The organism is Leclercia sp. Colony189, assembly GCF_009740165.1.
In the GTDB taxonomy this organism is placed as follows: Bacteria; Pseudomonadota; Gammaproteobacteria; order Enterobacterales; family Enterobacteriaceae; genus Enterobacter.
Map to the genome: position 1 here is coordinate 181,807 of NZ_CP046557.1, position 20,332 is coordinate 202,138.

The 20,332-nt window shown below is 53.8% G+C and carries 16 protein-coding genes and 4 tRNA genes; 15 read left to right on the top strand and 5 right to left on the bottom strand.

Going from position 1 to position 20,332, the window contains the following annotated elements; translation table 11 throughout:
• Nucleotides 1–2: 2 nt before the first annotated feature.
• Both dppD and dppF read left to right on the top strand, forming a co-directional pair.
• Nucleotides 3–995, top strand: coding sequence for a dipeptide ABC transporter ATP-binding protein (dppD, locus tag GNG29_RS00865; RefSeq protein ID WP_103824372.1), 993 nt, complete (start codon nt 3–5; stop codon nt 993–995).
• On the top strand, nt 982–1,995 hold the full coding sequence (gene dppF / locus GNG29_RS00870) for a dipeptide ABC transporter ATP-binding subunit DppF (protein WP_156653709.1): 1,014 nt from the start codon (nt 982–984) through the stop codon (nt 1,993–1,995). Before dppD ends, dppF begins: the two co-directional genes overlap by 14 nt.
• Nucleotides 1,996–2,046: 51 nt before the next feature.
• On the opposite strand, the gene coaA is transcribed toward dppF, so the two are convergent.
• A complete protein-coding gene (gene coaA, locus GNG29_RS00875) occupies nt 2,047–2,997 on the bottom strand; it encodes a type I pantothenate kinase (RefSeq protein WP_103177797.1) in 951 nt (316 codons plus the stop codon).
• Between the two features lie 336 nt (nt 2,998–3,333).
• On the opposite strand from coaA, the gene GNG29_RS00880 reads away from it, so the two are divergent.
• From GNG29_RS00880 to rpoC, 13 genes are all read left to right on the top strand, one after another.
• Nucleotides 3,334–3,409 (top strand) — tRNA-Thr (locus GNG29_RS00880).
• 8 nt (nt 3,410–3,417) lie between these two features.
• A tRNA-Tyr gene (locus tag GNG29_RS00885) sits at nt 3,418–3,502 on the top strand.
• A 117-nt stretch (nt 3,503–3,619) separates the two neighbouring features.
• Nucleotides 3,620–3,694: transfer RNA gene (locus GNG29_RS00890), tRNA-Gly, on the top strand.
• A gap of 6 nt (nt 3,695–3,700) precedes the next feature.
• Nucleotides 3,701–3,776: transfer RNA gene (locus GNG29_RS00895), tRNA-Thr, on the top strand.
• Nucleotides 3,777–3,894: 118 nt separating this feature from the next.
• Complete coding sequence (gene tuf / locus GNG29_RS00900) at nt 3,895–5,079, top strand: elongation factor Tu (protein WP_059307073.1); 1,185 nt, start codon at nt 3,895–3,897, stop codon at nt 5,077–5,079.
• Between the two features lie 229 nt (nt 5,080–5,308).
• Nucleotides 5,309–5,692, top strand: coding sequence for a preprotein translocase subunit SecE (gene secE, locus GNG29_RS00905; RefSeq protein ID WP_003862342.1), 384 nt, complete (start codon nt 5,309–5,311; stop codon nt 5,690–5,692).
• 1 nt (nt 5,693) lies between these two features.
• Nucleotides 5,694–6,239: a transcription termination/antitermination protein NusG gene (nusG, locus tag GNG29_RS00910; protein ID WP_003862341.1), complete on the top strand. Its 546-nt coding sequence runs from the start codon at nt 5,694–5,696 to the stop codon at nt 6,237–6,239.
• 154 nt (nt 6,240–6,393) lie between these two features.
• Nucleotides 6,394–6,822, top strand: coding sequence for a 50S ribosomal protein L11 (gene rplK / locus GNG29_RS00915; protein ID WP_004097640.1), 429 nt, complete (start codon nt 6,394–6,396; stop codon nt 6,820–6,822).
• Between the two features lie 3 nt (nt 6,823–6,825).
• Nucleotides 6,826–7,530 (top strand): 50S ribosomal protein L1, encoded by a 705-nt coding sequence (gene rplA, locus GNG29_RS00920; protein WP_103177798.1) that lies wholly within the window; start codon nt 6,826–6,828, stop codon nt 7,528–7,530.
• A 289-nt stretch (nt 7,531–7,819) separates the two neighbouring features.
• The gene (rplJ, locus tag GNG29_RS00925; protein ID WP_004097644.1) at nt 7,820–8,317 is read left to right on the top strand and encodes a 50S ribosomal protein L10; all 498 of its coding nucleotides are present in this window, start codon (nt 7,820–7,822) and stop codon (nt 8,315–8,317) included.
• Nucleotides 8,318–8,383: 66 nt separating this feature from the next.
• Nucleotides 8,384–8,749, top strand: a complete 366-nt coding sequence (rplL, locus tag GNG29_RS00930) for a 50S ribosomal protein L7/L12 (protein ID WP_103177800.1) — start codon at nt 8,384–8,386, stop codon at nt 8,747–8,749.
• Between the two features lie 318 nt (nt 8,750–9,067).
• The gene (rpoB, locus tag GNG29_RS00935) at nt 9,068–13,096 is read left to right on the top strand and encodes a DNA-directed RNA polymerase subunit beta (RefSeq protein WP_103177801.1); all 4,029 of its coding nucleotides are present in this window, start codon (nt 9,068–9,070) and stop codon (nt 13,094–13,096) included.
• Between the two features lie 76 nt (nt 13,097–13,172).
• Nucleotides 13,173–17,396, top strand: coding sequence for a DNA-directed RNA polymerase subunit beta' (rpoC, locus tag GNG29_RS00940; protein WP_103177802.1), 4,224 nt, complete (start codon nt 13,173–13,175; stop codon nt 17,394–17,396).
• Between the two features lie 117 nt (nt 17,397–17,513).
• On the opposite strand, the gene GNG29_RS00945 is transcribed toward rpoC, so the two are convergent.
• The 4 genes from GNG29_RS00945 to thiG all read right to left on the bottom strand — a co-directional run bounded on the left by GNG29_RS00945 (nt 17,514) and on the right by thiG (nt 20,331).
• Entirely contained in the window at nt 17,514–17,831 is a 318-nt protein-coding gene (locus GNG29_RS00945; RefSeq protein ID WP_039028884.1) for a PTS lactose/cellobiose transporter subunit IIA, read from the bottom strand.
• 3 nt (nt 17,832–17,834) lie between these two features.
• A complete protein-coding gene (locus GNG29_RS00950) occupies nt 17,835–18,140 on the bottom strand; it encodes a PTS sugar transporter subunit IIB (RefSeq protein ID WP_103177803.1) in 306 nt (101 codons plus the stop codon).
• Between the two features lie 290 nt (nt 18,141–18,430).
• Nucleotides 18,431–19,564, bottom strand: a complete 1,134-nt coding sequence (gene thiH, locus GNG29_RS00955) for a 2-iminoacetate synthase ThiH (protein WP_103177804.1) — start codon at nt 19,562–19,564, stop codon at nt 18,431–18,433.
• On the bottom strand, nt 19,561–20,331 hold the full coding sequence (gene thiG / locus GNG29_RS00960) for a thiazole synthase (protein ID WP_103177805.1): 771 nt from the start codon (nt 20,329–20,331) through the stop codon (nt 19,561–19,563). Before thiG ends, thiH begins: the two co-directional genes overlap by 4 nt.
• Between the last annotated feature and the right edge of the window lies 1 nt (nt 20,332).

Consider the following 20,332-nt stretch of genomic DNA (forward strand, 5'->3'; position numbering starts at 1 on the left):
AGATGGCGTTATTAAATGTAGATAAATTATCGGTGCACTTCGGTGACGTAGGCTCCGAGTTTCGCGCCGTAGATCGGGTCAGCTACAGCGTAAATCAGGGTGAAGTGGTCGGCATTGTGGGCGAGTCCGGTTCCGGTAAATCGGTAAGCTCCCTGGCAATCATGGGACTGATTGATTTTCCAGGCCGCGTGATGGCGGAAAACCTGGAATTTAACGGGCAGGATCTGAAGCGCATTTCCGAAAAAGAGCGCCGCAACCTGGTCGGTGCCGAAGTGGCGATGATCTTCCAGGATCCGATGACCAGCCTTAACCCGTGCTACACCGTGGGCTTCCAGATTATGGAAGCCATTAAGGTGCACCAGGGCGGAAACAAGAAAACCCGCCGCCAGCGGGCAATCGATCTGTTGACCCAGGTGGGTATTCCGGACCCGGCCTCGCGTCTGGATGTCTATCCGCACCAGCTCTCCGGCGGGATGAGCCAGCGCGTGATGATCGCCATGGCGATCGCCTGTCGGCCAAAACTGCTGATTGCCGATGAACCGACAACCGCCCTGGACGTGACCATTCAGGCACAGATCATCGAGCTGCTGCTGGAGTTACAGCAGAAAGAGAACATGGCGCTGATCCTGATCACCCATGACCTGGCGTTAGTGGCCGAAGCGGCGCATAAAATCATCGTGATGTATGCCGGGCAGGTTGTGGAAACCGGCAGCTCGCACGATATCTTCCGCGCGCCGCGTCACCCCTATACCCAGGCGCTGCTGCGCGCACTGCCGGAGTTTGCCCAGGATAAGGCGCGCCTGGCGTCACTGCCGGGCGTGGTACCGGGTAAATATGACCGCCCGACCGGCTGTCTGCTGAACCCGCGCTGCCCGTATGCTACGGACAAATGTCGCGTTGACGAGCCGGCGCTGAACACCGTGGACGGCGGTCGCCAGTCTAAATGTCACTACCCACTTGATGACGCCGGGAGGCCGAACTATGAGTACGCATGAGGCCACCGTGCAACAGCCCCTGTTGCAGGCTATCGATCTGAAAAAACACTACCCGGTGAAGAAGGGGCTGTTTGCCCCTGAGCGCCTGGTGAAAGCGCTGGACGGCGTCTCCTTTACCCTCGAGCGCGGCAAAACGCTGGCGGTGGTAGGCGAGTCTGGCTGCGGGAAATCCACGCTGGGTCGCCTGCTGACCATGATTGAAACCCCGACCGGGGGCGAGCTGTACTATCAAGGGCAGGATCTGCTGAAGCACGATCCCGACGCGCAGAAGCTGCGTCGCCAGAAAATCCAGATTGTCTTCCAGAACCCCTATGGTTCGCTGAACCCGCGTAAAAAAGTGGGGCAGATTCTGGAGGAGCCGCTGCAGATCAACTCCACGCTGAGTAAAGAGCAGCGTCGCGAAAAGGCGCTGGCGATGATGGCGAAAGTGGGGCTTAAGACCGAGCACTACGATCGCTATCCACATATGTTCTCTGGCGGTCAGCGTCAGCGTATCGCTATTGCCCGTGGTCTGATGCTCGATCCGGATGTGGTGATCGCCGATGAACCGGTCTCCGCGCTGGACGTTTCCGTCCGTGCGCAGGTGCTGAACCTGATGATGGATCTGCAGCAGGATTTAGGCCTGTCGTATGTCTTCATCTCGCACGACCTCTCAGTGGTAGAGCATATCGCGGATGAAGTGATGGTGATGTATCTGGGCCGTTGCGTCGAGAAGGGCACCAAGGATCAGATCTTTAATAACCCGCGCCATCCATATACCCAGGCGTTGCTCTCTGCGACCCCGCGTCTGAACCCGGATGACCGCCGGGAGCGTATTAAGCTGACCGGTGAGCTGCCAAGCCCACTCAATCCGCCGCCGGGGTGTGCATTCAACGCCCGCTGCCGCCGTCGTTTTGGACCATGTACCCAACTGCAACCGCAGTTGAAAGACTACGGCGGACAACTGGTGGCCTGCTTTGCGGTGGACCAGGACGAAAATGGCGAGAAGCCCCACGCGTAAGTGAAAAAAAACCGGCGAATTCGCCGGTTTTTTTTATTGGTTTGCGGGACGCTATTTTCGTAAACGGATTTGATCGACAGCGTGTTTTTCGCTCTTGGTGAGGATCAGGCTGGCCCGCTCGCGCGTTGGCAGAATGTTCTCTTTCAGGTTCACATAGTTGATCTCATTCCACAGTGCGGTCGCCACATTCACCGCCTCCTCTTTCGAGAGCTGGGCGTAGTTGTGGAAGTAGGAGTCAGGATCGGTGAATGCCCCTTCGCGGAACTTCAGGAAGCGGTTGATGTACCAGCTTTGCAGTAAATCTTCCGGGGCATCGACATAAATAGAGAAGTCGACAAAGTCGGAGACAAAGACATGATGCGGGTCATGAGGATAGTCCATCCCGCTTTGCAGAACGTTTAACCCTTCCAGAATCAAAATGTCCGGCTGGACCACGGTTTTGTCCCCGTCAGGGATACGGTCATAAATCAGGTGCGAATAGACCGGGGCCGTAACGTTCGGCACGCCGGATTTCAGATCCGACACGAATTTCACCAGACGGTGCATATCATAAGAGAGCGGGAAGCCTTTCTTCTTCATCAGACCGCGCTCCTTTAACACCTCGTTAGGGTGCAGGAAGCCGTCGGTGGTGATCAGCTCAACGCTGCGATGCTCTGGCCAGCGGCTCAGCAGCGCCTGCAGTACGCGCGCAGTGGTACTTTTACCCACGGCCACGCTGCCGGCAATACTGATGATATAAGGGATGCGCTGTCCGTTAGTCCCGAGGAACTGTTCCAGCACGGCCTGTCGACGAAGGTTGGAACTGATATAGAAATTCAGCAAACGTGACAGAGGCAAATAAATTTCAGCCACTTCTTCAAGCGACAGGTCTTCGTTTATCCCTTTTAACCGTGCGATTTCGCCTTCCGTTAAGGTCATCGGGACGGAGTCACGCAGAGCAGCCCACTGGCTGCGGCTAAACTGGAGATAAGGCGTCATTAACGTTTGCTCTTTTTTGCTCATAAGCATGCTTGAATGAGCCATCGCATCCCACAACAGAGGCTGGGTAGGGGGGAGTGGCACATCATTGATTAGTTAATTTTGGACAATGGGCAGGAGGTTAACACCAGATGAGCCGAATAATAAGAAAAAAAGTGGCCCCGTGTTGCGTTAAGCGGGAATCGTCACAGACCGGGTTTGAGCCTATTACGGGACCGCATATGGTGAATATTTGCGCGCGTCTGCCTGAAAATACAGCGTTATTCACTCTTCCAGCACAAAATGTGAGCGAAAGAACAATTTATGCAAATTTTTAGTTGCATGACTGCCCATGTCTCCATAGAATGCGCGCTACTTGATGCCGACTTAGCTCAGTAGGTAGAGCAACTGACTTGTAATCAGTAGGTCACCAGTTCGATTCCGGTAGTCGGCACCATCAAGTCCGGTGGGGTTCCCGAGCGGCCAAAGGGAGCAGACTGTAAATCTGCCGTCACAGACTTCGAAGGTTCGAATCCTTCCCCCACCACCACTTTCTGGCAGCGTTAACGCCGCCGGAGTTGGTTGAAAAAATTAACCAGCTCGAACTTAAAAAGAGAGAAATCTCTTTTTTTGTTACAGAAAGAACTGGGTAGCCGAGTTTCAGGATGCGGGCATCGTATAATGGCTATTACCTCAGCCTTCCAAGCTGATGATGCGGGTTCGATTCCCGCTGCCCGCTCCAATACGTGCTGATATGGCTCAGTTGGTAGAGCGCACCCTTGGTAAGGGTGAGGTCCCCAGTTCGACTCTGGGTATCAGCACCACTTCACTTCTCCCTCCCATTTCTCTCTGTTTCAATTTAAATGTATTCAACAGTTCAGGCATTTCGCCTGGTTGATGTGGTGATATCACCGATTTATCCGTGTCTTAGAGGGACAATCGATGTCTAAAGAAAAGTTTGAACGTACAAAACCGCACGTTAACGTCGGTACTATCGGCCACGTTGACCATGGTAAAACAACGCTGACCGCTGCAATCACTACCGTTCTGGCAAAAACCTACGGTGGTTCTGCTCGTGCATTCGACCAGATCGATAACGCACCAGAAGAAAAAGCTCGTGGTATCACCATCAACACTTCTCACGTTGAATACGACACCCCGACTCGTCACTACGCACACGTAGACTGCCCAGGCCACGCCGACTATGTTAAAAACATGATCACCGGTGCTGCGCAGATGGACGGCGCGATCCTGGTTGTTGCTGCGACTGACGGCCCAATGCCTCAGACCCGTGAGCACATCCTGCTGGGTCGTCAGGTAGGCGTTCCTTTCATCATCGTGTTCCTGAACAAATGCGACATGGTTGATGACGAAGAACTGCTGGAACTGGTAGAGATGGAAGTTCGTGAACTGCTGTCTCAGTACGATTTCCCAGGCGACGATACCCCAATCGTTCGTGGTTCTGCTCTGAAAGCGCTGGAAGGCGAAGCTGAGTGGGAAGAGAAAATCATCGAACTGGCTGGCTACCTGGATTCTTACATCCCAGAACCAGAGCGTGCTATCGACAAGCCGTTCCTGCTGCCAATCGAAGACGTATTCTCCATCTCCGGTCGTGGTACCGTTGTTACCGGTCGTGTAGAGCGCGGTATCATCAAAGTTGGTGAAGAAGTTGAAATCGTTGGTATCAAAGATACTGCGAAATCTACCTGTACTGGCGTTGAAATGTTCCGCAAACTGCTGGACGAAGGCCGTGCTGGTGAGAACGTTGGTGTTCTGCTGCGTGGTATCAAGCGTGAAGAAATCGAACGTGGTCAGGTTCTGGCGAAGCCAGGCTCAATCAAGCCACACACCAAGTTCGAATCTGAAGTGTACATCCTGTCCAAAGACGAAGGCGGCCGTCATACTCCGTTCTTCAAAGGCTACCGTCCACAGTTCTACTTCCGTACTACTGACGTGACCGGTACCATCGAACTGCCAGAAGGCGTTGAGATGGTAATGCCAGGCGACAACATCAAAATGGTTGTTACCCTGATCCACCCAATCGCAATGGACGATGGTCTGCGTTTCGCAATCCGCGAAGGCGGCCGTACCGTTGGCGCGGGCGTGGTTGCTAAAGTTCTCGGCTAATTGCTGATAACATTTGACGCAATGCGCATGAAAAGGGCATCATTTGATGCCCTTTTTGCACGCTTTCACATCAGAACCTGGCTCATCAGTGATTATTTTTGTCATAATCATTGCTGAGACAGGCTCTGCAGAGAGCGTATAATCCGAAAAGCGAATTAGCATTTCGATTTGGTTTGCCTCGCGCTCGCGGGGTGAAAATGTTTGTAGAATACTTCTGACAGGTTGGTTTATGAGTGCGAATACCGAAGCTCAAGGGAGCGGGCGCGGCCTGGAAGCGATGAAATGGGTAGTAGTAGCCGTATTGTTGATCGTAGCAATCGTGGGCAACTACCTTTATCGTGACATGATGCTGCCGCTACGCGCGCTGGCAGTGGTAATTCTGATTGCTGCAGCGGGTGGTGTCGCGCTGTTGACGACCAAAGGTAAAGCGACCGTCGCTTTTGCCCGCGAAGCGAGAACGGAAGTCCGTAAGGTCATTTGGCCGACTCGCCAGGAAACATTGCACACCACGCTGATTGTAGCTGCGGTTACCGCTGTAATGTCACTGATCCTGTGGGGACTGGATGGTATTCTGGTTCGCCTGGTATCCTTTATCACTGGCCTGAGGTTCTGAGATGTCTGAAGCCCCTAAAAAGCGCTGGTACGTCGTTCAGGCGTTTTCCGGTTTTGAAGGCCGCGTAGCAACGTCGCTGCGTGAGCATATCAAATTACACAACATGGAAGAGTTGTTTGGTGAAGTTATGGTTCCGACCGAAGAAGTGGTCGAGATCCGTGGCGGCCAGCGTCGCAAAAGCGAGCGCAAATTCTTCCCGGGTTACGTGCTTGTTCAGATGGTGATGAACGACGCAAGCTGGCACTTAGTGCGCAGCGTACCGCGCGTAATGGGCTTTATCGGCGGCACGTCTGACCGTCCGGCGCCAATCAGCGATAAAGAAGTTGATGCGATTATGAACCGCCTGCAGCAGGTGGGTGATAAGCCGCGTCCGAAAACGCTGTTTGAACCGGGTGAAATGGTACGTGTTAATGACGGTCCGTTTGCTGACTTTAACGGTGTGGTTGAAGAAGTGGACTACGAGAAGTCCCGCCTGAAAGTTTCTGTTTCTATCTTCGGTCGTGCGACCCCGGTAGAGCTGGACTTCGCCCAGGTAGAAAAAGCCTAAGCAGCGATCAAAAAAGCGACGATTTAAACGTTGCACAGGGCGCGAGATTGGAATACAATTTCGCGCCTTTTGTTTTTATGGATGCAATCCGTAAAACGAATTTTATCACGGGGAGCCTCCTTGAGGCGCTATAACCCAATCAGAGGATTTTAGAATGGCTAAGAAAGTACAAGCCTACGTCAAGCTGCAGGTTGCAGCTGGTATGGCGAACCCAAGTCCACCAGTTGGTCCAGCTCTGGGTCAGCAGGGTGTGAACATCATGGAATTCTGTAAAGCGTTCAACGCCAAAACCGAATCCCTGGAAAAAGGTCTGCCAATCCCAGTCGTAATCACTGTTTACGCTGACCGTTCTTTCACTTTCGTTACCAAGACCCCGCCGGCAGCAGTTCTGCTGAAAAAAGCGGCTGGTATCAAGTCTGGTTCCGGCAAGCCGAACAAAGACAAAGTAGGTAAAATTTCCCGCGCTCAGCTGCAGGAAATTGCGCAGACCAAAGCTGCCGACATGACTGGTTCCGACATTGAAGCGATGACTCGCTCCATCGAAGGTACTGCACGTTCCATGGGCCTGGTAGTGGAGGACTAAGAAATGGCTAAACTGACCAAGCGCATGTCCGTGATCCGTGACAAAGTTGATGCGACCAAACAGTACGAAATCAACGAAGCTATCGCTCTGCTGAAAGAACTGGCTACCGCTAAGTTCGTTGAAAGCGTTGACGTTGCTGTAAACCTCGGTATCGACGCTCGTAAATCTGATCAGAACGTACGTGGTGCAACTGTACTGCCACACGGTACTGGCCGTTCCGTTCGCGTAGCCGTATTTGCCCAGGGCGCAAACGCTGAAGCTGCTAAAGCTGCAGGCGCTGAGCTGGTAGGTATGGAAGATCTGGCTGACCAGATCAAGAAAGGCGAAATGAACTTTGACGTTGTTATCGCATCTCCAGATGCAATGCGCGTTGTTGGCCAGCTGGGCCAGGTTCTGGGTCCACGCGGCCTGATGCCAAACCCGAAAGTGGGTACTGTAACTCCTAACGTTGCTGAAGCGGTTAAGAACGCTAAAGCAGGTCAGGTTCGTTATCGTAACGACAAAAACGGCATCATCCACACCACCATCGGTAAAGTGGACTTCGACGCTGACAAACTGAAAGAAAACCTGGAAGCTCTGCTGGTTGCGCTGAAAAAAGCAAAACCAACTCAGGCGAAAGGCGTGTACATCAAGAAAGTTAGCATCTCCACCACCATGGGTGCAGGTGTTGCAGTTGACCAGGCTGGCCTGAGCGCTGCTGCAAACTAATACCTTTACGTGGGCGGCGAATTTGTCTACAATCTTCGCCCACGTTTGCTAACTCAGGTTAGCGGGTAACCGAATTGTTCGTTGGAGCCTGGCCTATCCAGGCCTCCGTCGAAGACCGCAGGTGTCTCGCAAGAGGCTTAATCCCCTGCGTAGACGGTGACAGAACGCTAAGATTATTTTTTGATACTCTGGCTTGTTTCTGCTCACCGTATTTAGACGCTCTTCCCGTTGGGAAGAGTGAAGTGAGTTCCAGGGCATGAGCCCTGGCAAACATCCAGGAGCAAAGCTAATGGCTTTAAATCTTCAAGACAAACAAGCGATTGTTGCTGAAGTCAGCGAAGTAGCCAAAGGCGCGCTGTCTGCAGTAGTTGCGGATTCCCGTGGCGTTACTGTAGATAAAATGACTGAACTGCGTAAAGCAGGTCGTGAAGCTGGCGTTTACATGCGTGTTGTTCGTAACACCCTGCTGCGCCGCGTAGTTGAAGGTACTCCTTTCGAGTGCCTGAAAGACACGTTTGTTGGTCCAACCTTGATTGCATACTCTATGGAACACCCGGGCGCTGCTGCTCGTCTGTTCAAAGAGTTCGCGAAAGCGAATGCAAAATTCGAGGTTAAAGCTGCAGCCTTTGAAGGTGAGTTGATCCCGGCATCGCAAATCGATCGCCTGGCAACCCTGCCGACCTACGAAGAAGCAATTGCACGCCTGATGGCAACCATGAAAGAAGCTTCGGCTGGCAAACTGGTTCGCACTCTGGCTGCTGTTCGCGATGCGAAAGAAGCTGCTTAATAGCAGTCCTCTTTATCAAGTATTCGCTTACGTATAAACTTATTCTGATTTTCAGGAACAATTTAAATGTCTATCACTAAAGATCAAATCATTGAAGCAGTATCCGCTATGTCCGTAATGGACGTTGTAGAACTGATCTCTGCAATGGAAGAAAAATTCGGTGTTTCCGCTGCTGCTGCTGTAGCTGTAGCTGCTGGCCCGGTTGAAGCTGCTGAAGAAAAAACTGAATTCGACGTAGTTCTGAAAGCTGCTGGCGCGAACAAAGTTGCTGTAATCAAAGCAGTACGTGCTGCAACTGGCCTGGGTCTGAAAGAAGCTAAAGACCTGGTAGAATCTGCTCCAGCTGCGCTGAAAGAAGGCGTGAGCAAAGACGACGCAGAAGCACTGAAAAAATCTCTGGAAGAAGCTGGCGCTGAAGTTGAAGTTAAATAAGCCAACCCTTCCGGTTGCAGCCTGAGAAATTAGGCTGATGGCTGGTGACTTTTTGGTCACCAGCCTTTTTGCGCTGTAAGGCGCCAGTAGCGTTTCACACTGTTTGACTGCTGGTTGTCCTGACAATGCTTGTTTCTATCGACGACTTAATATACTGCGACAGGGTGCTCGCTCTGGGTAAATCGCAATGAAATGGTTTAAGCGTGATAGCAACAGGCATTGCGGAAAGTGTTCGATTTTCCGATCAACAAAATGGTGTTGCACAAACTGTCCGCCAATGGACAGATGGGTCGACTTGTCAGCGAGCTGAGGAACCCTATGGTTTACTCCTATACCGAGAAAAAACGTATTCGTAAGGATTTTGGTAAACGTCCACAAGTTCTGGACATTCCATATCTCCTTTCTATCCAGCTTGACTCGTTCCAGAAGTTTATCGAGCAAGATCCTGAAGGGCAGTACGGCCTGGAAGCAGCCTTCCGTTCCGTATTCCCGATTAAGAGCTACAGCGGTAACTCCGAGCTGCAATACGTCAGCTACCGCCTTGGCGAACCGGTATTTGACGTTCAGGAATGTCAAATCCGTGGCGTGACCTACTCGGCACCGCTGCGCGTTAAACTGCGTCTGGTGATCTACGAGCGCGAAGCGCCGGAAGGCACCGTTAAAGACATCAAAGAACAAGAAGTCTACATGGGCGAAATTCCGCTCATGACCGACAACGGTACTTTCGTTATCAACGGTACTGAGCGTGTTATCGTTTCCCAGCTGCACCGTAGCCCGGGCGTCTTCTTCGACAGCGATAAAGGTAAAACGCACTCTTCCGGTAAAGTACTGTATAACGCGCGTATCATTCCTTACCGTGGTTCCTGGCTGGACTTCGAGTTCGATCCGAAAGACAACCTGTTTGTCCGTATCGACCGTCGTCGTAAACTGCCTGCGACCATCATTCTGCGTGCGCTGAACTACACCACTGAGCAGATTCTTGATCTGTTCTTTGAGAAAGTTGTCTTTGAAATTCGCGACAACAAGCTGCAAATGGAACTGGTGCCAGAGCGTCTGCGTGGTGATACCGCGTCGTTCGACATCGAAGCCAACGGCAAAGTGTATGTGGAAAAAGGCCGCCGTATTACTGCGCGCCACATCCGTCAGCTGGAAAAAGATGAAATCAAACACATCGAAGTTCCGGTTGAGTACATTGCTGGCAAAGTTGCAGCAAAAGACTACGTTGATGCATCTACTGGCGAGCTGATCTGCCCAGCGAACATGGAGCTGAGCCTGGATCTGCTGGCTAAGCTGAGCCAGTCTGGCCACAAGCGTATCGAAACGCTGTTCACCAACGATCTGGACCACGGTCCGTACATGTCCGAAACCGTACGTGTCGACCCAACCACCGATCGTCTGAGCGCGCTGGTAGAAATCTACCGCATGATGCGCCCTGGTGAGCCACCAACTCGCGAAGCGGCTGAAAGCCTGTTCGAGAACCTGTTCTTCTCCGAAGACCGCTACGATCTCTCCGCGGTTGGTCGTATGAAGTTCAACCGTTCTCTGCTGCGTGACACGATCGAAGGTTCCGGTATCCTGAGCAAAGAAGACATCATCGAAGTGATGAAGAAGCTCATCGATATCCGTAACGGTAAAGGCGAAGTGGACGATATCGACCACCTCGGCAACCGTCGTATCCGTTCCGTAGGCGAAATGGCGGAAAACCAGTTCCGCGTTGGCCTGGTACGTGTAGAGCGTGCGGTGAAAGAGCGTCTGTCTCTGGGCGATCTGGATACCCTGATGCCTCAGGATATGATCAACGCCAAGCCGATCTCCGCAGCAGTGAAAGAGTTCTTTGGTTCCAGCCAGCTGTCTCAGTTTATGGACCAGAACAACCCGCTGTCTGAGATCACGCACAAGCGTCGTATCTCTGCACTCGGCCCAGGCGGTCTGACCCGTGAGCGCGCAGGCTTCGAAGTTCGAGACGTACACCCGACCCACTACGGTCGCGTATGTCCAATCGAAACGCCTGAAGGTCCAAACATCGGTCTGATCAACTCCCTGTCCGTGTACGCACAGACGAACGAATACGGCTTCCTCGAGACCCCGTACCGTAAAGTGACTGACGGTGTTGTAACCGACGAAATTCACTACCTGTCTGCTATCGAAGAAGGTAACTACGTTATCGCCCAGGCGAACACCAACCTGGACGAAGAAGGTCGCTTTGTTGATGACCTCGTTACCTGCCGTAGCAAAGGTGAATCCAGCTTGTTCAGCAACGACCAGGTTGACTACATGGACGTTTCCACCCAGCAGGTGGTTTCCGTCGGTGCGTCCCTGATCCCGTTCCTGGAACACGATGACGCCAACCGTGCATTGATGGGTGCGAACATGCAACGTCAGGCGGTTCCGACTCTGCGCGCTGATAAGCCGCTGGTTGGTACCGGTATGGAACGTGCTGTTGCCGTTGACTCCGGTGTAACTGCAGTTGCTAAACGTGGCGGTACCGTTCAGTACGTGGATGCATCCCGTATCGTTATCAAAGTTAACGAAGACGAGATGTACCCAGGCGAAGCGGGTATCGACATCTACAACCTGACCAAATACACCCGTTCTAACCAGAACACCTGTATCAACCAGATGCCTTGCGTATCTCTGGGTGAGCCAGTTGAGCGCGGCGACGTGCTGGCAGACGGTCCGTCCACCGACCTCGGTGAACTGGCGCTCGGTCAGAACATGCGCGTAGCGTTCATGCCGTGGAACGGTTACAACTTCGAAGACTCCATCCTCGTCTCCGAGCGTGTGGTTCAGGAAGATCGTTTCACCACTATTCACATCCAGGAACTGGCCTGTGTCTCCCGTGACACCAAGCTGGGGCCAGAAGAGATCACCGCTGACATCCCTAACGTGGGTGAAGCTGCGCTCTCCAAACTGGATGAATCCGGTATCGTTTACATCGGTGCGGAAGTGACCGGCGGCGACATTCTGGTTGGTAAGGTAACGCCGAAAGGTGAAACCCAGCTGACGCCAGAAGAGAAACTGCTGCGCGCGATCTTCGGTGAGAAAGCGTCTGACGTTAAAGACTCTTCTCTGCGCGTACCGAACGGTGTTTCCGGTACGGTTATCGACGTACAGGTCTTTACTCGCGATGGCGTAGAAAAAGACAAACGTGCGCTGGAAATCGAAGAGATGCAGCTGAAGCAGGCTAAGAAAGACCTGTCTGAAGAGCTGCAGATCCTTGAAGCTGGCCTGTTTGGTCGTATCTACGCGGTGCTGGTTTCCGGTGGTGTTGAAGCTGAGAAGCTCGACAAGCTGCCGCGTGACCGCTGGCTGGAACTGGGCCTGGCCGACGAAGAGAAACAAAATCAGCTGGAACAGCTGGCTGAGCAGTATGACGAACTGAAACACGAGTTCGAGAAGAAACTCGAAGCGAAACGCCGCAAAATCACTCAGGGCGACGATCTGGCACCGGGCGTGCTGAAGATTGTTAAGGTTTATCTGGCCGTTAAACGTCAGATCCAGCCTGGTGATAAGATGGCGGGTCGTCACGGTAACAAGGGTGTTATCTCTAAGATCAACCCGATCGAAGATATGCCTTACGATGAAAACGGCACGCCGGTAGACATCGTACTGAACCCACTGGGCGTACCGTCTCGTATGAACATCGGTCAGATCCTTGAAACCCACCTGGGTATGGCTGCGAAAGGTATCGGCGACAAGATTAACGCCATGCTGAAACAGCAGCAGGAAGTCGCGAAACTGCGCGAATTCATCCAGCGTGCGTACGATCTGGGTACCGACGTTTGCCAGAAAGTCGACCTGAACACCTTCAGCGATGAAGAAGTGATGCGTCTGGCTGAAAACCTGCGTAAGGGTATGCCAATCGCAACGCCTGTCTTCGATGGTGCGAAAGAGTCTGAAATCAAGGAACTGTTACAGCTGGGTGGCCTGCCAAGTTCTGGCCAGATCACTCTGTTCGACGGTCGTACCGGTGAGCAGTTCGAGCGCCAGGTAACCGTTGGCTACATGTACATGCTGAAACTGAACCACCTGGTTGATGACAAGATGCACGCGCGTTCTACCGGTTCTTACAGCCTGGTTACTCAGCAGCCGCTGGGTGGTAAGGCGCAGTTCGGTGGTCAGCGCTTCGGGGAGATGGAAGTGTGGGCGCTTGAAGCATATGGCGCAGCATACACCCTGCAGGAAATGCTCACCGTTAAGTCTGATGACGTGAACGGTCGTACCAAGATGTATAAAAACATCGTGGACGGCAACCATCAGATGGAGCCGGGCATGCCAGAGTCCTTCAACGTACTGTTGAAAGAAATTCGTTCGCTGGGTATCAACATCGAACTGGAAGACGAGTAACTCTCGCTCAAACAGGTCACTGGTGTCGGGGTAACTCCCGACACCAGATTGTGCTAACTCCGACGGGAGCAAATCCGTGAAAGACTTATTAAAGTTTCTGAAAGCGCAAACTAAAACCGAAGAGTTTGATGCGATCAAAATTGCTCTGGCCTCGCCAGACATGATCCGTTCATGGTCTTTCGGTGAAGTTAAAAAGCCGGAAACCATCAACTACCGTACGTTCAAACCTGAGCGTGACGGCCTTTTCTGTGCGCGTATTTTCGGGCCAGTAAAAGATTACGAGTGCCTGTGCGGTAAGTACAAGCGCCTGAAACACCGTGGTGTGATCTGTGAGAAGTGCGGCGTTGAAGTGACCCAGACTAAAGTGCGTCGTGAGCGCATGGGCCACATCGAGCTGGCGTCTCCGACTGCCCACATCTGGTTCCTGAAATCTCTGCCGTCCCGTATCGGCCTGCTGCTCGATATGCCACTGCGCGATATCGAGCGTGTTCTTTACTTCGAATCCTATGTGGTTATCGAAGGCGGCATGACCAATCTGGAACGTAACCAGATCCTGACCGAAGAGCAGTATCTGGACGCGCTGGAAGAGTTCGGTGACGAATTCGACGCGAAGATGGGTGCGGAAGCGATCCAGGCCCTGCTGAAGAGCATGGATCTGGAGCAAGAGTGCGAGCAGCTGCGTGAAGAGCTGAACGAAACCAACTCCGAAACCAAGCGTAAAAAGCTGACCAAGCGTATCAAACTGCTGGAAGCGTTCGTTCAGTCTGGTAACAAACCAGAGTGGATGATCCTGACCGTTCTGCCGGTTCTGCCGCCAGATCTGCGTCCGCTGGTTCCGCTGGATGGTGGTCGTTTCGCGACGTCTGACCTGAACGATCTCTATCGTCGCGTCATTAACCGTAACAACCGTCTGAAACGTCTGCTGGATCTGGCTGCGCCAGATATCATCGTACGCAACGAAAAACGTATGCTGCAGGAAGCGGTAGATGCCCTGCTGGATAACGGTCGTCGCGGTCGTGCGATCACCGGTTCTAACAAACGTCCTCTGAAATCTTTGGCCGACATGATCAAAGGTAAGCAGGGTCGTTTCCGTCAGAACCTGCTCGGTAAGCGTGTTGACTACTCCGGTCGTTCTGTAATCACCGTAGGTCCATACCTGCGTCTGCATCAGTGCGGTCTGCCGAAGAAAATGGCGCTGGAGCTGTTCAAACCGTTCATCTACGGCAAGCTGGAACTGCGTGGCCTCGCCACCACCATCAAAGCCGCTAAGAAAATGGTTGAGCGTGAAGAAGCTGTCGTTTGGGATATCCTGGACGAAGTGATCCGCGAACACCCGGTACTGCTGAACCGTGCACCAACCCTGCACCGTCTGGGTATCCAGGCATTTGAGCCAGTACTGATCGAAGGTAAAGCTATCCAGCTGCACCCGCTGGTTTGTGCGGCCTATAACGCCGACTTCGATGGTGACCAGATGGCTGTTCACGTACCGCTGACGCTGGAAGCCCAGCTCGAAGCGCGTGCGCTGATGATGTCTACTAACAACATCCTGTCTCCAGCGAACGGTGAACCAATCATCGTTCCTTCTCAGGACGTTGTACTGGGTCTGTACTACATGACCCGTGACTGTGTTAACGCCAAAGGCGAAGGCATGGTGCTGACTGGCCCGAAAGAAGCTGAGCGTATCTATCGCGCTGGCCTGGCCTCTCTGCATGCGCGCGTTAAAGTGCGTATCACCGAATATGAAAAAGATGAAAACGGCGAATTCGTTGCGAAAACCAGTCTGAAAGACACGACCATTGGCCGTGCCATTCTGTGGATGATCGTACCGAAAGGTCTGCCTTTCTCCATCGTCAACCAGGCGCTGGGTAAGAAAGCGATCTCCAAAATGCTGAACACCTGTTACCGCATTCTGGGTCTGAAGCCGACCGTTATCTTCGCTGACCAGACAATGTACACCGGCTTTGCTTATGCAGCGCGTTCAGGTGCATCTGTTGGTATTGATGACATGGTCATCCCAGAGAAGAAACACGAGATCATCTCTGAAGCGGAAGCTGAAGTTGCTGAGATCCAGGAGCAGTTCCAGTCTGGTCTGGTAACCGCAGGCGAACGCTATAACAAAGTTATCGATATCTGGGCAGCGGCGAACGATCGTGTATCCAAAGCGATGATGGACAACCTGCAGACTGAAACGGTAATCAACCGTGAAGGTAAAGAAGAGCAGCAGGTCTCCTTCAACAGCATCTACATGATGGCCGACTCCGGTGCGCGTGGTTCTGCAGCACAGATTCGTCAGCTGGCAGGTATGCGTGGTCTGATGGCGAAGCCAGATGGCTCCATCATCGAAACGCCAATCACCGCGAACTTCCGTGAAGGTCTGAACGTACTCCAGTACTTCATCTCCACGCACGGTGCGCGTAAAGGTCTGGCGGATACCGCACTGAAAACAGCTAACTCCGGTTATCTGACGCGTCGTCTGGTAGACGTTGCGCAGGACCTGGTTGTTACCGAAGACGATTGTGGCACCCTCGAAGGTATCACCATGACCCCGGTTATCGAGGGTGGTGATGTTAAAGAGCCGCTGCGCGATCGCGTACTGGGTCGTGTGACCGCGGAAGACGTTCTGAAGCCGGGCACTGCAGACATTCTGGTTCCACGTAACACCCTGCTGAACGAGCAGTGGTGTGATCTGCTGGAAGTGAACTCTGTTGACTCCGTGAAAGTACGTTCCGTTGTATCCTGTGACACCGACTTTGGTGTATGTGCGCACTGCTATGGTCGTGACCTGGCGCGTGGCCACATCATCAACAAAGGTGAAGCAATCGGTGTTATCGCGGCACAGTCCATCGGTGAACCGGGTACACAGCTGACGATGCGTACGTTCCACATCGGTGGTGCGGCATCTCGTGCGGCTGCTGAATCCAGCATCCAGGTGAAAAACAAAGGTAGCATCAAGCTCAGCAACGCGAAGTCGGTTGTGAACTCCAGCGGTAAACTGGTTATCACGTCCCGTAACACCGAGCTGAAACTGATCGACGAATTCGGTCGTACCAAAGAGAGCTATAAAGTGCCTTACGGTGCGGTAATGGCGAAAGGCGACGGCGAGCAGGTTGCAGGCGGCGAAACCGTAGCAAACTGGGATCCGCACACCATGCCGGTTATCACCGAAGTGGCGGGCTTCATTCGCTTTACCGATATGATCGACGGCCAGACGATTACTCGTCAGACCGACGAACTGACCGGTCTCTCTTCCCTGGTGGTTCTGGACTCTGCAGAACGTACCGCGGGTGGTAAAGATCTGCGTCCAGCACTGAAAATCGTTGATGCTAACGGCAACGACGTTCTGATCCCAGGCACCGATATGCCGGCTCAGTACTTCCTGCCAGGTAAAGCGATTGTCCAGTTGGAAGACGGTATTCAGATCGGCGCGGGTGATGCTCTGGCGCGTATTCCTCAGGAATCCAGCGGTACCAAAGATATCACCGGTGGTCTGCCGCGCGTTGCGGACCTGTTCGAAGCACGTCGTCCGAAAGAGCCGGCAATCCTGGCTGAAATCAGCGGTATTATTTCCTTCGGTAAAGAGACCAAAGGGAAGCGCCGTCTGGTGATCACGCCGCTGGATGGCAGCGATCCGTACGAAGAGATGATTCCAAAATGGCGTCAGCTCAACGTGTTTGAAGGTGAACGTGTAGAACGTGGTGACGTGGTTTCCGACGGTCCGGAAGCACCGCACGACATTCTGCGTCTTCGTGGCGTACACGCGGTAACGCGTTACATCACCAACGAAGTACAGGACGTTTACCGTCTGCAAGGCGTTAAGATCAACGATAAGCACATCGAAGTTATCGTTCGTCAGATGCTGCGTAAAGCCACCATCGTGAATGCCGGTAGCTCCGACTTCCTCGAAGGTGAGCAGGTTGAATACTCTCGCGTTAAGATTGCTAACCGCGATCTGGAAGCGAACGGCAAACTCAGTGCGACCTACGCACGCGATCTGCTGGGTATCACCAAAGCGTCTCTGGCAACCGAGTCCTTCATCTCCGCGGCATCGTTCCAGGAGACCACTCGTGTGCTTACCGAAGCAGCCGTTGCGGGCAAACGCGACGAACTGCGCGGTCTGAAAGAGAACGTTATCGTGGGTCGTCTGATCCCGGCGGGTACCGGTTATGCCTACCACCAGGATCGTATGCGCCGTCGCGCAGCGGGCGAAATCCCTGCTGCACCGCAGGTAACTGCTGAAGATGCCTCTGCCAGCCTGGCAGAGCTGCTGAACGCAGGCCTGGGCGGTTCTGACAACGAGTAATCGTTAAGTCAGCCCATTAAAAAACCCGCTTCGGCGGGTTTTTTTTTGTCTGATGTACGGCAGTCTGGTGCGGTTGTTGCCGGGTGGCGCTACGCTTACCCGGCCTACGGTTCGGTGTTAGTTCACCAGCGGCAAACGGCGATACAGCTCGATCATATCCCCGGCCAGATCCTGAATTACCATCGCGTTCATCAGGTGATCCTGCGAGTGAACGGTGATCAGATTTACCGGCAGCTTGCCGGTGCCTTCATCAAGACCAATCAATTTAGTCTGGATGGAATGCGCCTGTTTGACGAACTCCCGTGACTCTTCCATCGCTTTTTCAGCCTCGGCAAAATCACCTTTTCGCGCCATCTGCAGCGCGGTTAATGCTGAGCTACGGGCTGCACCGGCATTCACCAGCAGTTCCATAATAATCGTTTCTAAATCTTCCATGGCTCACTCCAGCAGTTTAAGGGCTTTTTCCAGTACGGCATCACCTTTCATCATGCCGTAATCCATCATGTCGATAACCGCGACCTTCTTACCCAGCGGTTCCGCCTGGGCCTGAAGATTATTCAGTTCATATTTGACCTGCGGGCCAAGCAACACAATGTCGGCTGCGGCGATTTCATCTTTAAACTCAGCAACCGGTACGGCTTTAATGGTTACGTCGACCCCTTTTTTCTGTGCGGCGTCTTTCATGCGTTGAACCAGCATGCTGGTGGACATTCCCGCTGCACAGCATAAAACGATGTTCTTCATAGTCAGCCCCAATGTACATGTGTTTATTGATAATTATCCCGCACTGTCCGTTACGACAACCGCATTACCGCGATTGTGTGTGAAGCATCACAAAGAAACCTGCATTTTCTGAAACCGGTTACAACTGTTACAGAATGGGGAAGGCAGGGCGAAACGAGGAAGAAGCTTTCCGCCCTGGTCAGCATCCTCTGCTGACGAAACAAGCGTAAAAATCCGGGCGCGTTACAGCAACGGCCCGTTGATGAGGTTACGTGACGCCTCGTAATAACTTCACCGGATTACCGTTTTTTTCAGCCTGATTGCGAGGCGCGTCCCAGCCAGCTGTCCCAGTCTTTCCAGACCGGCTGCAATCCCTGCAGACTGAGCGCCTCGGCGACAGCCTCCGGGCGACGGTTGTCGTGCGGCGCAAACTGCTCCAGCTCGGGATGATCATCGGCATAGCCGCCGGGCTGGGTTTTTGAAAAGGCGCTGACGTTATTAATCGCCAGAGGAATGACGCGATCGCGAAACGCGGGGGATTCCCGGGTGGAGAGCGACAGCTCCACCTCCGGTGCCAGCAGACGAAACGCGCAGATAGTCTGCACCAGCTGGCGTTCATCCATGATCGACGCGGGCTGGATCCCGCCGGCGCAGGGGCGCAGCCGGGGAAAAGAGATTGAATACCGGCTCTGCCAGTAGTGCTGCTGCAGCCACAGCAGATGTTCCGCCACCATAAAGTTATCGACGCGCCAGCTGTCGGAAAGCCCGGTTAGCGCCCCGAGGCCGATCTTATCGATCCCGGCGCGTCCCAGCCGATCCGGGGTCTCCAGCCGCCAGAAGAAATCCTGCTTTTTACCTTTCAGATGGTGCTGGGCGTATACCGTTTCATGGTAGGTCTCCTGATAGACCAGTACGCCGTCCAGCCCCAGCGTTTTCAGTTCGCCATATTCTGCTTCTGACAGCGGTTGTACTTCCATCTGCAACGAGGCGAACTGGCGGCGAATCGCCGGGATATGGCGGCGAAAATAGTCCATTCCGACCTTGGTCTGGTGCTCACCGGTGACCAGCAGCAGGTGCTCAAACCCCATCTCGCGGATCGCAGCGCACTCCCGGGCAATTTCGTTTTCATCCAGCGTTTTGCGCTTGATGTGGTTGCTCATGGAGAAGCCGCAGTAGGTGCAGTCGTTCGCGCAGAGGTTGGAGAGATAGAGCGGAACATAAAAGCTCACCGTGTTACCAAAGCGCTGGCGGGTCAGCCGCTGGGCTCGCTGCGCCATCGGCTCCAGATAGCCACTGGCGGCGGGGGAGAGCAGGGCCATCATATCTTCGCGGGTAAGCTGGCGGGCGTTTAACGCGCGCTCCACATCCGCAGGAGTTTTACTGTTGATGCGCAGGCGAATATCGTCCCAGTCGAGCTGGCGCCAGCGATCGGTAAAGGTTTTCATGATAACGCCTCCAGAAAGCCGGTTAACGGGCTGGTGGCATGGGCTTCAACGCTCCGGGCGCCGGGGCCAGACTGCCGTGCCAGCACGCCAGCCTCCACCGCCAGACGAAACGCCCGCGCCATCATCACCGGATCGTCCGCGACCGCAATGGCAGTGTTGACCAGTACGGCGTCGGCACCCATCTCCAGCGCCTGCGCGGCGTGGCTGGGTACGCCGATCCCGGCATCGACGATCACCGGCACGGTCGCCTGCTGAATAATGATCTCCAGCATCGCGCGGGTTTCCAGCCCCTGATTGGAGCCTATCGGTGCCCCGAGCGGCATCACTGCCGCACAGCCTGCCTCTTCGAGCCGTTTGCACAGCACCGGATCGGCGCCGCAGTAGGGCAGCACGGTGAATCCCTCTTTCACCAGCATCTCTGCCCCCTTTAGCGTCTCGATGGGATCGGGCAGCAGCCAGCGGGCGTCGGGATGAATCTCCAGTTTGAGCCAGTGCGTTCCCAGCGCCTCGCGCGCCAGTCGGGCCGCGAATAGCGCCTCTTCCGCGGTTTTGGCGCCGGAGGTATTGGGCAGCAGGCTGACGCCCGCCTCCAGCAGCGGCGCCAGAATGGCGTCGTTGTGATTACGCAGATCGACCCGCTTCATGGCCAGCGTCACCAGCTGGCTGCCGCTCTCCCGGATCGCGTCCACCATCAGCTGCGGCGAGGCGAATTTTCCCGTGCCGGTAAACAGATGTGAATCAAAGGTTTTATCAGCAATACGTAACATC